The organism is Mycobacterium shigaense, assembly GCF_002356315.1.
Classification (GTDB): domain Bacteria; phylum Actinomycetota; class Actinomycetes; order Mycobacteriales; family Mycobacteriaceae; genus Mycobacterium; species Mycobacterium shigaense.
The window spans coordinates 364,344-378,400 of sequence record NZ_AP018164.1 but is presented as its reverse complement, the minus strand read 5'-3'; the positions used below and the strand labels follow the sequence as shown (position 1 = coordinate 378,400).

At 67.6% G+C, this 14,057-nt stretch carries 14 protein-coding genes; 5 read left to right on the top strand and 9 right to left on the bottom strand.

The genetic code is table 11. From position 1 onward, the window contains the following. Positions 1 to 852: a LysR family transcriptional regulator gene (locus MSG_RS01810; RefSeq protein ID WP_096436592.1), complete on the bottom strand. Its 852-nt coding sequence runs from the start codon at positions 850 to 852 to the stop codon at positions 1 to 3. Positions 853 to 1,022: 170 nt separating this feature from the next. Between MSG_RS01810 and MSG_RS01805 the strand changes: the two genes are divergently transcribed. Next, complete coding sequence (locus tag MSG_RS01805; RefSeq protein ID WP_096436590.1) at positions 1,023 to 1,973, top strand: DMT family transporter; 951 nt, start codon at positions 1,023 to 1,025, stop codon at positions 1,971 to 1,973. Here MSG_RS01805 and MSG_RS01800 read toward each other — a convergent pair. Continuing rightward, on the bottom strand, positions 1,964 to 3,103 hold the full coding sequence (locus MSG_RS01800; protein ID WP_096436588.1) for an NAD(P)H-dependent amine dehydrogenase family protein: 1,140 nt from the start codon (positions 3,101 to 3,103) through the stop codon (positions 1,964 to 1,966). The two genes, MSG_RS01805 and MSG_RS01800, sit on opposite strands and share 10 nt — an antisense overlap. Positions 3,104 to 3,163: 60 nt before the next feature. Here MSG_RS01800 and MSG_RS01795 point away from each other — a divergent pair, with 60 nt between their 5' ends. The 4 genes from MSG_RS01795 to MSG_RS01780 all read left to right on the top strand — a co-directional run bounded on the left by MSG_RS01795 (position 3,164) and on the right by MSG_RS01780 (position 7,443). Further along, complete coding sequence (locus MSG_RS01795) at positions 3,164 to 4,027, top strand: MarR family transcriptional regulator (RefSeq protein WP_096436586.1); 864 nt, start codon at positions 3,164 to 3,166, stop codon at positions 4,025 to 4,027. Between the two features lie 5 nt (positions 4,028 to 4,032). Next, on the top strand, positions 4,033 to 4,758 hold the full coding sequence (locus tag MSG_RS01790; RefSeq protein ID WP_096436584.1) for a pirin family protein: 726 nt from the start codon (positions 4,033 to 4,035) through the stop codon (positions 4,756 to 4,758). A 35-nt stretch (positions 4,759 to 4,793) separates the two neighbouring features. Further along, positions 4,794 to 6,242, top strand: a complete 1,449-nt coding sequence (locus tag MSG_RS01785) for a YhgE/Pip domain-containing protein (protein ID WP_096436582.1) — start codon at positions 4,794 to 4,796, stop codon at positions 6,240 to 6,242. Between the two features lie 106 nt (positions 6,243 to 6,348). Then, entirely contained in the window at positions 6,349 to 7,443 is a 1,095-nt protein-coding gene (locus MSG_RS01780) for a phosphodiester glycosidase family protein (protein WP_162899134.1), read from the top strand. Here MSG_RS01780 and MSG_RS01775 read toward each other — a convergent pair. Genes MSG_RS01775 through MSG_RS01745 form a run of 7 tightly spaced genes read right to left on the bottom strand, consistent with a single transcriptional unit; the run spans position 7,440 to position 13,890 of the window. Beyond that, on the bottom strand, positions 7,440 to 8,141 hold the full coding sequence (locus MSG_RS01775) for a YoaK family protein (protein ID WP_096436578.1): 702 nt from the start codon (positions 8,139 to 8,141) through the stop codon (positions 7,440 to 7,442). The two genes, MSG_RS01780 and MSG_RS01775, sit on opposite strands and share 4 nt — an antisense overlap. Before the next feature lie 48 nt (positions 8,142 to 8,189). Next, positions 8,190 to 9,011 (bottom strand): hypothetical protein, encoded by an 822-nt coding sequence (locus MSG_RS01770; RefSeq protein ID WP_162899133.1) that lies wholly within the window; start codon positions 9,009 to 9,011, stop codon positions 8,190 to 8,192. Then, positions 8,978 to 9,532: a mammalian cell entry protein gene (locus tag MSG_RS01765; RefSeq protein ID WP_096436576.1), complete on the bottom strand. Its 555-nt coding sequence runs from the start codon at positions 9,530 to 9,532 to the stop codon at positions 8,978 to 8,980. The genes MSG_RS01770 and MSG_RS01765 overlap by 34 nt, the downstream gene beginning before the upstream one ends. Beyond that, positions 9,529 to 10,512 carry an RDD family protein gene (locus MSG_RS01760; RefSeq protein ID WP_373421120.1) on the bottom strand — a complete coding sequence of 328 codons (984 nt, stop codon included), beginning with the start codon at positions 10,510 to 10,512 and terminating at the stop codon, positions 9,529 to 9,531. Before MSG_RS01760 ends, MSG_RS01765 begins: the two co-directional genes overlap by 4 nt. Continuing rightward, positions 10,509 to 11,225 (bottom strand): Mce protein, encoded by a 717-nt coding sequence (locus MSG_RS01755; RefSeq protein WP_096436574.1) that lies wholly within the window; start codon positions 11,223 to 11,225, stop codon positions 10,509 to 10,511. Before MSG_RS01755 ends, MSG_RS01760 begins: the two co-directional genes overlap by 4 nt. Then, a complete protein-coding gene (locus MSG_RS01750) occupies positions 11,195 to 12,745 on the bottom strand; it encodes a virulence factor Mce family protein (protein WP_096436572.1) in 1,551 nt (516 codons plus the stop codon). Before MSG_RS01750 ends, MSG_RS01755 begins: the two co-directional genes overlap by 31 nt. Further along, a complete protein-coding gene (locus MSG_RS01745) occupies positions 12,739 to 13,890 on the bottom strand; it encodes a virulence factor Mce family protein (RefSeq protein ID WP_162899132.1) in 1,152 nt (383 codons plus the stop codon). The genes MSG_RS01750 and MSG_RS01745 overlap by 7 nt, the downstream gene beginning before the upstream one ends. Positions 13,891 to 14,057 lie beyond the last annotated feature (167 nt).

Sequence of the window (14,057 nt, the reverse complement as noted above, 5' to 3'; positions counted from 1 at the left end):
TCAGTTTTCGGCGACCAGCACGTCGCGCACGGCGGCATCCACGGTCGCCAGCAGCTCCTGGTCGATGCCGGCGCGGCCGCGCACCAGTATCGAGGCGGAATTGGGCGCCGGCATCCCCTCGGCCGGGCACAGCCCATCGGGCAGCTTGCCGATCATCGGCAGCAGCGCCACCCCGAGACCGGACCGCACCGCCGCGTAAAGCCCCGACAAATCCCCGCATTCGGCTACGATCTCGTAGTCGACGCCGTGCTTTTCCAGGACCGAGAAGGCCGGCTCACGCAGCGTGCACGGCTCGGAATAGATCACCAACGGCAGTGGACCGCCCGCGGGAACATTGAAGGATCGCGCCGATACCCATTGCAGCCCAACGATTCCCGAGGCGTTAGCCCGGTCCAGTCCCGAACCGTCGAGCAGGATCGCCAGGTCCACCAGGCCCCGGTCCAGCGCGTCGGCCAGCGACACGTTGCGGTCCAGCCGGAAGCGCGGCCGGCGATCGGGCAGCCGCTTGCGCAGCGTGCCGGTCAGGGCGGGCAGCATCACGTCGGCACCGTGCTCGGTGGCGCCGATCGTCAACAGCCTGGGCTCGGTGGCGCCCAGATCATGCAGGGCCGCGTCGTGCGCCGCCAGGATAGCGCGGGCGTGCCGCAGCACCTTCTGACCGACCTCGGTGAACAGCACGCCACGGCCGGCACGCTCCACCACCGGCTGGCCGACGACGCTCTCCACCTTGCGCAGGTGCTGGCTGACCGCGGACTGGCTCAGATGCAGCGCGGCGGCGGCCCGGTGAAATCCGCCACAGTCGGCGACGGCGACGAGGCTGCGCAGCGGCGCGATATCGAGCACCTGAGGCATATCAACACCCTAGGTCGATTAGGGATAATGATCAATTATTCCGGAAGAATCCATGAAATGCACCTACTAGGCGATAATTGATAAGACAGGGTGATCGATCTTGATCGCCAATAATCGTTGGACGGAATGGGTCGATCTTCGCGACGATGGGCGGCATGGATCTCCCCCGTATGCCATGGACCACCGCGTCGTGGGTGACGCTGACCTACGCGGTCGGCTTTCCCATCGGGGCGCTCGCCGTCTCCTCGATGTCTCCCATGGCCGTACTGGTGCTCCGATTCAGTTCTGCAGCAATCATTTTGGCGGCCCTGGCGCTGCTCGCCAGGTCAGCCTGGCCGCGCGGAACGCAGTTTTGGCATGTCGTGGTCGCCGGGCTGTTCGTCCAGGCCGTGCAATTCTGCTGTGTCTACGAGGCGTTGCTGCTCGGGGCGCCGGCGGTGCTCTGCGCGGTGGTGATCGCCATGAACCCGGTCGCCACGGCCCTGTTGGCCGCGATCTTCCTGCGTGAGCGGATCGGTCCGCTGCGAGTCGCCGCGCTGGCCCTCGGCGTCGCCGCGGTGCTGGCCGCCTGCGCCCGCCGACTGATGGGCTCGCACGGCGTCGACCCCGTCATTGTCCTGCTCGTCGCCGCGTTGCTCGGGTTGTCGGCAGGAGGCGTGTACCAGCAGCGGTATTGCGCGGGCGTCGACTTCCGTGCCATGGGTGCCGTGCAGAATGCCGTCGCCCTGCTACCCGCGGCGGCGTTGACACTGCTGACACCCTTCGCCGTCCACGACGCGGTCAAAGCCGCCTTCGCCGTCACCGCCATGGTGCTGCTCAACGCCACGCTCGCGGTCAGTCTTTACCTGCGCGCCATCAGCATGCACGGGGCGGCGGCGGTCGCGATGTTGTTCGCCGTCATTCCCGCGGTGGCCGCGATGCTGTGCTGGCTGGCGCTCGGGCAGCGCCCGGACATCGGTGTGGCGATCGGGCTGGTCGCCGGCGGCCTGGCGTGCTGGCTGAACAGCCGGGCCGCGGGCCGGCGTCGCGCGGCGCAACAGGTCGCTGAGCCGGAACCCGTTGCAGTGCAACCGAAGATGGCGACGTGTTCGGCGTCGGTCTACGCCGACGGTCAGAACTGAAGCAGCCGGCTGTCCGGCGGTGGGCCGTCCACCGGGCGGACCAGGCCGGCGCCGGTGATCAGGGGCAGATCCAGCGCGGACAGCAGGCCGGGCGCCGCCGCGCACACCGCGGGGATGGCGTTGACCATCCGCGACGAGCCCGCGATGCGCGCGCCCAGGTCGTGGTCGTGGTCCTCGGCCATCTCGAATTCGCAGCGCATGCTCGGGGATCCCTCGATCTCGACGCGGTACACGCCGCGGCCCGAGGCGAGCCCGTAGCCGAGGTCTTTCGGCGCAATGCTGATGTGCGGCTGGGGCCACTCGGGGGCGATGTCGTCGCGCATCCGGGTCACATGGTCGACGACGAAAGTGGCCGTCTCCCCGATGTATCCGGTCAGGGTGGAGCGCATCGCCGCGATCGTGTCGGCCTCGATGCGTCCAGTCGGGGTGTCGAACGACTCGGTCGCGGCGACCCGTTCGTTGCTCTCCTCGATGCGGTCGACCTTGACGCCGAGCCCGGCGGCGAGCTGGTGCACGACGGGCCCCCAGCCGAAGGTGAAGATTCCCGGCTGGGCCGCGAAGGCCTGGTACTCGGGCGGCTTGCCGAACCCGAGGATCTCGTAGACGGCGGCCTTGTCCGGGTAGGTGGCGTAGTTGAACATCTCCGTTACCCGCACCGATTCGATGACCCTGGAGACCCCCGTGAGCACCAGTGGCAGAACGTCATTGGCGAACCCGGAGTCGATGCCGGTGGTAAAGAAGGACACGCCGCCGTCCAGCGCGGCCTGTCGTAGCGGTTCGGTGAACGCCGCGTCGACGCCGTCGGGATAGACCAGCGGCACCACCGAACACGACACCACGTTCTTTCCGGCCCGCAGGATCGACACCATGTCCGCGACGGCCTCCAGCGGGCGCAGGTTGGCGCCGGCGGCGTAGACCACCACGTCGGCATCGCCGGCCAGCAGCTGGGCCGGATCCTGCGTGGCCACCACCCCGACCGGCGCGCTGCCGCACAGCTCCCCCGCGTCGCGCCCGGCCTTGGCGTCGCTGTGCACGACCACGCCGACCAGATGCAGCTCGGGGTGGTCGATCACCGCGCGCAGGGCGATCACCCCCATCGAGCCCGGGCCCCAGACCCCCACCTTGATCACGAGTACTCCTAATATTAGGACGTTCTTTCTTATATTTTGGACGGATGGTAGGAACCAGGCATGGATACGTCAACCGCCAAGTCGCCGCCCACCGGCCGGGTGATGGACGTGCTTGGCACGTTGGCGAATTCACCGCAGGGCCGCACTTCGGCCGAACTGGCGAAGATCTGCGGCATCAGCACGTCGACGTGTGCGCTGGTGCTGACCGAGCTGGAACGCCGGTCCTGGGTGACCCGCCGCGCGGATCGCCGGTTCTGTCTGGGCAGCGGCCTGTTCGGGTTGGTGCACGGACTGCGGGTGCAGTTCCCGCTGCTGGACCGGGGGCGCGAAGCGCTGGACTTCCTGCACGACGCGCTCGGCGCGGGCTGTTCGATGTCGCGGATCGGCGGCCGGCGGCTCACCACCATCGACACGGTCGGGCACGGCGCGGACGGCGGGCACGCCGTCGGGCAGCACTTCCCGATCGACCCGCCGTTCGGGTTGGTCGCGATGGCGTGGCGCGACGAAGAGTCCGTCCAGGCCTGGCTGCAGCGCGTCCTGCCGAGGCTGACCCGCGCCGAGATTGCGCAGCACCAACGGGTGCTCGCCGACATCCGGACCCGCGGCTACGGCGCGTGGCGGTTCGACGACACCCACGAGTCCCTGCACCACCGCCTGGCCGGCGTCCTGGCCTCGCTGGAGCCCACCGCCCAGGTCGCCCACCAGCTGACGACGTTGATGACGATGGTCACATTGCAGTCGGTGACCGGATCGCTCGAAAAAGATTTGCCGTCAACCGAATTCGTCGTCCTGCCCATCTTCGGGCAAGACGACCAACCCGAATACCAGATCGAGATCCATCTGGGCCGCCCGGCCGGTCTGTCGCTGGCCGCACTGAATGCCGCGCTCAGACATGCACAGGATCTGTTGGCGGCACTACCCTGAACGGCATGCCTGCCACCGCGGAGCTTCGCCGAGCGGCCGACCGGGCGGTCACCACGGCGCCCTGGCTGCGATCCCGGCACTCGTTCTCGTTCGGCGACCACTACGAGCCCGACAACACCCACCACGGGCTGCTGCTGGTGAACAACGACGACATCGTCGAACCCGATTCGGGATTCGACACCCACCCGCACCGGGACATGGAGATCGTGACCTGGGTGCTCGCCGGCGAACTCACCCACTCCGACTCAACCGGAAATCATGGCGTGATCTATCCCGGGCTGGCGCAGCGCATGTCGGCGGGCAGCGGGATTCTGCACTCCGAGAAGAACGAGTCATCTACGGAGCCGGTGCATTTCGTGCAGATGTGGGTGGTGCCCGACGAGACCGGCATCTCTCCCGGCTACCAGCAGCAGCTCGTCGACGACGACCTGCTGACCGCCGGCCTGGTGACGATCGCGTCGGGAATGCCCGGGCACGATGCCGCCATCTCGCTGCACAACCGCAACGCCGCGCTGCACGCCGCGCGGCTGCAAGCGGGCGCGACCGTCGTCACGCCCGCCGCCCGCTACGTGCACCTGTTCGTCCCGCGCGGCGCGGTCGCGGTGGAGGGCATCGGCGAGCTCGGGGCGGGCGACGCCGTCCGGTTCACCGACGCCGACAGCCGGCGCCTGACGGCGCGCGAGCCGGCGGAAGTCCTGATCTGGGAGATGCACGCGGGCCTGGGCGGCTAGCCCAATAGAGTTGCGCACGACGAACAGGAGCCCGCATGTCTCAATCGCAGCCGCGGCACGCGGCGCCCAACCCGAAGCACAACGTAAAAGCCCTACGCAGCGTGCGCTTCTGGGCGCTGCCGATCCTGGCCACGCTGGCGTTGATGTTGGCCCTGTGCGCCCTGTATCTCGGCGGCATCCTGAACCCGGCGACCAACCTGCACCACTTCCCGATCGCGGTGGTCAACGAGGACGCCGGGCCTACCGGCGCACGGATCGTCGCGGGTCTGACGACCAACCTGGACAAGGACAAATTCGACGTTCGGGTGGTTTCGCGGGACGAGGCCAAGCGCCTGCTGGACAACGCCCAGGTGTATGGCGAGATGGCGATTCCGGTCAACCTGTCGACCCGGCTCCGTGAATTCGGCGAGGGTTCGCTGGTGCCCGGCCGGGTGGAGCGCCCGTCGATCACGATTTTAACCAATCAGCGCGCCGGGACCCTCGGCGCCGGCATCGCGGGGCAGACCCTGAACTCGGCCGCGGTGAACATCAATCAGGCCGTAGGCCAAGAACTTTCGGATCAGGTCGCTGCCCAGTCCGGCGGCGCGCCGCTGACCGGGGCCGCGCAGCTCGGGCTCGCCAGTCCGATCGACTTCAAGTCGACGACCTACAACCCACTGCCGAACGGCACCGGCAACGGGCTGTCGGCGTTCTACTACGCGCTGCTGCTGTTGCTCGCCGGATTCACCGGCAGCATCGTGGTCAGCACGCTGGTCGACTCCCTGCTCGGCTACGTGCCCGCCGAGTGGGGCCCCGTATACCGCTTCGCCGAACAGGCCAACATCTCGCGCTTCCGCACCCTGCTGGTGAAGTGGGCGATCATGGTGGTGCTGGCGCTGGCGACGTCGGCAATTTATCTGGCCATCGCGCACGCGCTCGGCATGCCCATCCCGCTCGGTTTCCCGCTGTGGGCGTTCGGGGTGTTCGCGATCGTCGCGGTCGGCGTCACGTCCAGTTCGCTGATCGCGGTGCTCGGCTCGACCGGATTGCTATTCAGCATGCTGGTTTTCGTGATCCTCGGCCTGCCTTCGGCGGGCGCCACGGTGCCGCTGGAGGCGGTGCCACCGCTGTTCCGTTGGCTGGCCGAATTCGAGCCGATGCACCAAGTTTTCCTGGGCGTGCGTGCGCTGCTGTACCTCAACGGCGCCGGCCAGGCCGGCCTTTCGCAGGCGTTGTGGATGACGTCGCTCGGCCTGGTGATCGGCCTGCTCGTGGGCGGCATCATCACGCGGATCTACGACCGCAGCGGCTTTCACCGGATCCCGGGGGCGGTCGAGCTGGCGATCGCCGAGGCCCACCAGGCGCACCACAAGTCGCGCAAGACCGCGCAGGCATCGCCCGCGGGGTCCAAGCGGGACGCCGCGGCCGCTGGCGACCCCGAGCCCACGCACGACGCCGCGCCCGCGGATGACCCCCGGCCCGAAACCCCAAGCGACCGAACGTAATTCCGGCGCTGCTGAAGCGTCATGCAACCGTGACTTTGATTGACACTGTGACAGATGTGGCTGATGATGTTTATGTTGCACTGACGTTCGGGCCGAAAGGGCTATCGTGCGGACACGTACCGCCAGGTTGCGCCGACTGGCGGCCAACTTCGCGGCCAGCCTGACGGCGGTCGTGGGGTGCGTGACGCTGGCCACCGTCGCGGGCGCGCCCACCGCGCACGCCGCCGACGGCCGCGAGATGCTGGCGAGCGCCATCGGCGCCACCAAGGGCACATATCTGGTGTACAACTTCGGCCCCGGGCACCCCACCCCGCTGTTGAACGCCGCCGGTCACTGGTACGAGATGAACAACGGCGGCCACCTGATGATCATCAAGAACGCGGCGAGCCGGCTGTCCCCGCACCTGCTGGTCGACACGCACCAGGGCGACCAGGCGCGTTGCGAGAACAATCCCGGGGCCCGCACCAGTGAGGGGTTGTGGCAGGCCTCCGAGCTCTACACGCCGCTGCAGGCGTGGCAGCGGATGGGGCAGCCGAGCATCGCGATCAACGCCAACTTCTTCGACGTGCGCGGGCAAAAGGGCGGCAGTTGGCGCCAGACCGGTTGCAGCTCGCCGCTGGGCGCGTTCGTGGACAACACCAACGGGCAGGGCCGCGCCAACCAGGCGGTCACCGGGACCATCGCCTACCCGGGCAAGCAGGGCCTGTCCGGCGGCGGCGAGAGCTGGTCGTCGTTGACGACGATGATCCTGCCGTCCGGCGGTGCGCCGTACGTGGTGTGGCCGCGTAGCAAGAACGACTACGACGCCGCCACCCCGGTGGTCGCCGACCTGCTCAACAAGAACGAGAAGTTTGTCGCGGTGTCCGGGATCGGGCTGCTGGCCCCCGGCCAGACGCAACAGCTGCACGACGGCGGACCCAGCGCGGCGCGCACGGCCCTCGCCTACGTCAAGCAGCGCGACGAGATGTACATCTTCGAAGGTGGCAGCTACACCCCGGACAACATGCAGGACCTGTTCCGCGGCCTGGGCAGCGACACGGCGGTCCTGCTGGACGGGGGCGGATCCTCGGCGATCGTGCTGCGCCGCGATACCGGGGGGATGTGGGCCGGCGCCGGCTCACCAAGGGGATCGTGTGACATCCGCGGGGTGCTCTGTGATTCTCATGAGCGCGCGCTGCCCAGCTGGCTGGCGTTCAACTAGTCACCTTCCAGCGCAACCTCTTTCGCGGCCACCGGCCCGAGCAAGAAGATCGACAGGCTGACCGCGATGACGGCCGCGGTCACCGCGAACACCGGGGCGACGACGAACCGCGACATGGTCGCCCCGGCGAAGGCGCCCGCGCACATCGTCAAAACGACGGTGATACGCAGCTTTTCGCGCGCACCCGTGCCGCCAGCCAGGCGGCTGTCCAGCCCTAAGCTCACGATCGTCGACGTCAGCACCGTGGTGGACAGTTCCTGAATCCCGAACTGGCGCGCGCTCGAGTGCTGCAGGCCGAACGTCACCCCCAGAGCGGCGATCATGATCAGCTTGGTGTTGTCGTGATAGTGCAGCACGCCCGCTCCTGCCAGGACCGCCAAGGTCAGCAGCAGGGCGATCTCGGTGCACAGCACCGTGCCGATCCACACTCGCGTCCGGTCGCTGAAGTGCCGCGCCAGCCGCCCGCTGACGATCGTGGTGCACACGAAGGTAGGCAGCGCCACCACGACGGCGGTCAGATCGACCGTGGACCGCGGGGCCAACCAGAAGCCGAGGAAGATCACGTTGCCGGTCATGTTGGCGACGAAGACGTGGCCCAAGATCAGGATGCTGATCGAGTCGGCTAGTCCAGTCGCCAAAGTGAGCAGCAGCAAGGCGACGGTGAGCCAGCGCTCGGCGACCGGCGAAGTAACGGCCATGGGGTGCAGTACCTTTCGCTGCGGCCTCGGCTTCGTTCGGCCCGAACCCTACACGTGCGGCGTGAGATCCAGCGAGGTGACGGTCGTCATCCTGGTAACCAGCCAGTGTCCGCTGACACGTTTCATGAACAGCCGGTAGGACAGGTATTTCAGCGCCGGGACGTCCTTGGTCAGCGGGCTGGTGGAGGTGGTGTTGGTGTAGACGATGACGACGGCGGTCGGGCCGTCCAGCGATTCGACGGCCGCGCCGGTGACCTGGGTGCTGTTGGTGATCTTCGCCTGCTTGTTGGGTGCGACGATCGCGTCGACGAATTTGCGATACTGCGCCTCGAAGTCACCGCTGAGGTAAGACGCCGCGCGGTCGGCCAGCTTGTCCATGTTCTCGGGGGTGTAGGTCCACAGCGTCGTGATCGCGTTCGCGGCGGTCTGGGCGACCTTCAATTTCGTTGCCGCAGTGGCGCGATCGGTCAGGTAGGGCTGCAAGGTCGCGCCCGCGAACGCCGCGGAGCCGATGAACAGCGCCGCGGCCGTCGCGACGGCGATGCCCGCCCACTTGTCGCTGCGCCATCGTCGCGGGGCCTCGCCGTCCGTGGTGTCGTCGCCGACGGCCGCGTCGCCGGCGTCGGTCGCGGCGGCGTCGGGTGCCGCGGTCGCCTCGGCGTCATCGGCATCGGTCGGCGCCGTGTCGGCGACGGATCCGGTGGCGGACAAGCCGCGAGAGCGTTTCCCGCGCAACCATTTACGCCACACCGGAGCGTCTTCGGCCGCACTCTCGTCCGCCGTCTGCTCGTCGTCGGATTCCGTTGCGACAACGGCCGTCACGGCCTCGTCGTCCGTCAGACCACCCGCAGCAGGTTGCTTATCTTCCACTGATTTCCTTCCCGGGTAGTGGTTGCCATCCAACGAGTCGTGTTCTCGAAAGTCTGCTTGCCGTCCGGCGACTTGGAGGTGACTTCGGTCGCCACGATCACGTTGACGCTGCCGTCGTCGTTCCAGCGCTCCACGCCCGCGTCGAGCACGGTCCCGGTGGCCGGTTCGGCACGGGCGACCTGCAGCAGGATCTCGTTTGCCTTGTCGCGGTACTGCTTGGCGAATTCGCCGGTGGCCTGCGCCTGCACCCGCGCGATGTAGTCGTTCGCGTGGAACGGATCAAGTGAGGTGAACCCCGTCATGAACCCGGTGACGTAATTGAGTACCTCGCGATTCTTCGACGCGGTGCTCTCCCGGGACTCGTGCGAGATCAACATCAGGGTGCACACGGTGATCGCCGCGATCATCAGCACCGCGGCGACCGCACCGGTCAGCGGCAGCCGCCACGCGGGCCCCGGCGGCACCGGCTGGTCGTGGAGCAGCGGCGCCTCCCCCGGCTCGATCTTGCGGCGGGGACTCATTTTCCGTTCCCCGGCTGTTTCGGTTTGGTCAGGACAGCCAGGTCGTCGACGCGCCAATCGTCGCCGACCTTGGCGAAGCTCACCCGAACGGTGGCGGTGATGTAGCGCTCTTCGGGCGCGACACCGCGTCGCCCCTGCATGAACAGCAGCATCGTCGCCCGATCCGGCGATGCCGATTGAATCGAGCTGTCCGTCACCCAGTATTCGTTGATGACCGGGTTGCCGTGTTGCACGATGTCCTGCTGGGTCTTCAGCTGGCCCCGGTACTTGTCGGTGGCCAACGAGCGGGCGCGCGCGAAATCATCCTGCAACGACTTCGGGTCGTAGGTCAGCATTTGCGCGACGATCTTGGGCCCCTGGATCGCGATCTGGGCCCGCGTCCGCTCGGTCGCCTGATCCCGGGAGTACACCACCGCGTAGCTCACGGCGGCACCGCCCAGGCACAGCGCCGCGGCGGTCAACACCGCCGCGGCGGCCCACTGCCGCACCTTCGGCAGCGGCACGACCGGCTCGGTTCGTCGCACCTCGGTGCCCACCAACATGTCGGCGAACGTGCGACGCTGTGAATCCCACAGCGGCCAAAGCCATCCCACGATGGCCACGGTGTCGAGCAGGTGCGCCAGGTCCCGCAGCAGCAGCCCCCACGCTCCGACGGCGGCGCCGTCGCCGCGGACCACGGCGATCCCGCACAGCGCCCGCCCCAGGCTCCAGCCGACCACGGCCGGCAGCAGCAGGCGATTGACCAGCAGCGCCAGGATCGCCAGGCCCAGCAGTGACACGCACCCCCACCACCAGGGGCCACGGGCCGGCACCGTGAAGGACACCAATCCCATCGTCGTCACCACGGCGATAGCCGGCAGCACGTCGATCGCCCAGGCGCGGGCGCGAATATGCCACGGCGCCAAAATATTTCCCGATGACATTGAGGTCACCGCCGTGGTCTGAGTCTGGATCGGGTGTTCGTCGACCACCGCCGTCACTTGGTCACCTGGTCGAGCTTGGCAATCCGGTAGGCGCCCTCGGCATTCGACATCCTCACCCGCAGCCGGTAGCCGGTCTCGTTTTGCGCCTGGTCGCCGGATACCTTGACCCGCATTGCGACCAGCACATCGATCGAACCATCGGGGTTGTTGCGTTCGACGGCCGCCCGGATATCGGACACTTCCACGTGGGCGTTCGACGCCCGGTAGGCCTGGACCAGCATCTGGGTGTACATGATGGCCTGGGTGCGGAACGCGTCGGTGCCACAGTCGATTATTTTCTGTTCGCTCGCCAGCATCGTGTTGGTGTCCGGCGCCTGCGTCGCCGATACGCAGTCGATCGCCGCCTTCACCGCGGCCGCGTCGTCGCGCGCGATCGCCAGGCTCTGCTGGTGAAAGCGCAGCGTGAGGTAGCCACCGGCGCCGACGGCTCCGGCCACCACGACCAGAAGTGCCGCGATGCCCACTCGCCACTTGCCGCTGAGCCACGACGGTCCACGCTCGACGGCCGCACCCGCGGTGGCGACCTCGGCCTCCGCTTCGGTCGCGGCTTCCGTGTCCGCGACCGGCGACTCCTCGGTCGCGGCCTGGGTATCGGTCTCGTCGGCGGCCTCGCCGGGTTCCTGCGGATCCTTCGGCCGTCGCCGGCGTAGACGACTGATCACCGACATCGGTGGGGGGTTCAGCTGGCTGGCGCCAGCATCTCCTTCCATCCGTCGTCTCCTGTTTTCTTCGAGTTCTCGACGGAGTATTTGACGCCGTCGGGGCCTACCAGCTCGCCGCTCTGGGGACTGTACACCGCCGAGGGAGGCCCGCTCGGCGTGTAGACACACGGGTTGGGCTGTTGGCCGTTGCACTGCACCGTTCCCGACCCCGGACGAGACAACGGATCGCTGGTCGCCGGCGGCGTCCCGGCCACCCGGTCCGACGGCGCGGGGTTCATGCCGTTATCGACCGAGGGTGCGGGGATCACCATGCCCGGTCGGACCGACTGGTCGCAGCGCGCCGACGGCGCGGGGCAGGTCAGGATCTGGTTGGGGTCGCCGTACCAGGGGTTGGTTCCTGCCGGGACGTAGGGCTTGGGGTCGCGGCACTCCCGTGGTGAGGCGGCCCGCTTGCCCGGGACGTCGACACACGGCATGTTGCGTGATCCACGCACGCTGTTGGCCGGGGTGTCCATCGGGATCTTGCAGTAGGTACCCGAGGGCAACGGCGCCAGGCTGGTGTCGGCCGGGGCCCGCCATTCCGGCGCCGGGATGAAGCCGGTCAGACACGGCGGCGGTTGGTTGATCGACAACGCCAGGTCGAGCGCGGCCTGGTTCGGGAACGGCGCGGCCACCGTCTGGGCAATCGAGGCGCCCTGCGGCAGGAACACCAGCACCTGCTCCACGCCGGCGTGATAGCGCTTGAGCAGGTCGAAGATCACCTCGAGATTCGCCAGCGTCTGCGGCAGCGACTCCTTGACGTCGCTGAACACCGAGCTGACCTGATCGGCGGTCGGCGCCGCTTGGGATAGCACGCTTTTCACGTTTTGATCGCGCCGCGCGGCCTGCGCGGACAACGAGTTGAGGTTGCGCGCCCAGCGCTCGATCGCATCACCGGACTTCACCTGGCTGTCCAGCACCGGGCCGGAGTTCTGCAGGATGTCGTTGACACTGGTGATATTCGTCTTGAAATCCCCGACGATCGCCTGGGTGGAGTCGACCAGCCGTTGCAGTGCGGGCCCCAACCCGCCGACGGATTGCGCGGTCTCGTCGAGCAGGGTGGCGATCTTGTCCTTCGGTAACACCTCGAGCCCGTGGTTAGCCGTGTCCAATGCCGGCCCGATCTCGGCCGGGACGGTGCCCTTGGTGATGGTTTGTCCCTCCGACAGATACCGTCCAGGGTTGCCGGTGGAGACCAGGTCCAGATACTGCTCACCGACCGCGGACACCGAGTGGACGTTGGCCACCGCGTCGACCGGGATCTTGTAGTGGCTGTCGAGACTCATCGTCGCTTCGGCGCCGTGTTCGGTGGGCTCGACGTCGGTGACCTTACCGATGGTGATGCCGCGGTAGGTGACGTTGGCCGTGGGGTACAAACCCCCGGATGCGGGCAGCTCGGCCTTCAAGGTGTACCGGCCGATCCCGACCAGGCTGGGCACCTGCAGATAGTAGATGCCCAGCACCAGCAGCGAGATCACCGTCAGAATTCCGAACGCCACCAGCTGGCGCTTGATGAAGGGGGTCAGCAATTCCGGTCCCCCCTTTCCACCAACGGACCGCCGGGCGCGTCATTTGGGTTCGGCGTGTAGCGCACGTCGGGGATCATCGTCTCCGGGTCGCGACCGAAGGACTGCTCGAGTGCGCGCAGTGCTCCCGACAATCCCGTACCGGTGAGGAACGCATTGTCCACCGCGCTGTAGGTCACGTCGAGTGTGAGCGAGATGTTCTGGTAGTCACCGCGGAACATCTTCGGCACGGTGTCGATGTCGTAGGGCTGAGTGAGGATCAACTTCAGCGCACCGACCAGGTACGGCGAGGCACGCCCGAATTCCTTGAGCGGGCATTGCAGCGCCTGCAGGTCGGTGTGCAGCGGCGCGCGTGCCTCCGACAGGTACTGGTCGGCCGCCCCGCTGAGCCGTCCCACCGAACTCACCGCGTTGATCAGCAGGTTCTGGGTGTCGGCGAAATGCTTGATCAGCGGCGGGAAGTCCGTCAGCGCCCGGTCCAGCACGTCGGATCGGTTGCCGATGTAGGTCAGCAGCCTGCTGGTGGAGTCGATCGCGTGGGTGATGTCGTCGCGCTGCGCGTTGAGCTGGCTGGTGAAGGTGTCCAGCTTGCCCAGGAACGCCCGGATCTGCTCACCGCGGCCGTTGAAGATGTTGAAGACCTCGTTCTGCAGCACCTCGAGGTTGGGGATGCCGCCGCCGCGCAGGATCAACGACAGGCTGGCCAGCGTCTGCTCGGTAGTCGGATAGGCCGAGGAGTTCTTCAGCGGGATGGTGTCGCCGTCCTTGAGCAGCTCCGGCGACGGGTTGGGCGGCGCGGCCAGCTCCACGTGCTGCGAACCCAGCAGCGAGGTCTGGCCGATCTTGGCCAGGGCGTTCTTCGGCAGCTTGGTGTTCTTGCTCAGCCCCAGCGTCAGGGTCGCCACCCAGTTCTTCAGCTGGATGGCCTTGATCGAGCCGACGAACACGTCGGCGACCATCACCTTGCTGTTGCCGTTGATCGCCAAAGTGTCGGGCACCTGCACATACACGGTGTAGGAACCCGATCCGCTGCCGGGGCCACCCGGGATCGCGACATTGGAGATGCCGCGCCAACCACACGAACTCAGCACCAGCGCGGCCACCAGCAGCACCAGCGCCTGCCAGGATCCGCGCTGCATCAAGCTCATCGCGCGCCTCACTGGCTGTCTGTTCGGCTTCCTCTTCGCGCATACCGCGCTCATCGCGCGCCTCACTGGCTGTCTGTTCGGCTTCCTCTTCGCGCATACCGCGCTCATCGCGCGCCTCACTGGCTGTCTGTTCGGCTTCCTCTTCGCGCATACCGCGCTCATCGCGC

Excerpts from the sequence above, each read along its gene's own strand:
- MSG_RS01755 (WP_096436574.1), bottom strand. The coding sequence starts at position 11,225 with ATGGAAGGAGATGCTGGCGCCAGCCAGCTGAACCCCCCACCGATGTCG.
- MSG_RS01765 (WP_096436576.1), bottom strand. The coding sequence starts at position 9,532 with ATGAGTCCCCGCCGCAAGATCGAGCCGGGGGAGGCGCCGCTGCTCCAC.
- MSG_RS01805 (WP_096436590.1), top strand. The coding sequence starts at position 1,023 with ATGCCATGGACCACCGCGTCGTGGGTGACGCTGACCTACGCGGTCGGC.
- MSG_RS01775 (WP_096436578.1), bottom strand. The coding sequence starts at position 8,141 with ATGGCCGTTACTTCGCCGGTCGCCGAGCGCTGGCTCACCGTCGCCTTG.
- MSG_RS01795 (WP_096436586.1), top strand. The coding sequence starts at position 3,164 with ATGGATACGTCAACCGCCAAGTCGCCGCCCACCGGCCGGGTGATGGAC.
- MSG_RS01790 (WP_096436584.1), top strand. The coding sequence starts at position 4,033 with ATGCCTGCCACCGCGGAGCTTCGCCGAGCGGCCGACCGGGCGGTCACC.
- MSG_RS01810 (WP_096436592.1), bottom strand. The coding sequence starts at position 852 with ATGCCTCAGGTGCTCGATATCGCGCCGCTGCGCAGCCTCGTCGCCGTC.
- MSG_RS01745 (WP_162899132.1), bottom strand. The coding sequence starts at position 13,890 with ATGAGCTTGATGCAGCGCGGATCCTGGCAGGCGCTGGTGCTGCTGGTG.
- MSG_RS01785 (WP_096436582.1), top strand. The coding sequence starts at position 4,794 with ATGTCTCAATCGCAGCCGCGGCACGCGGCGCCCAACCCGAAGCACAAC.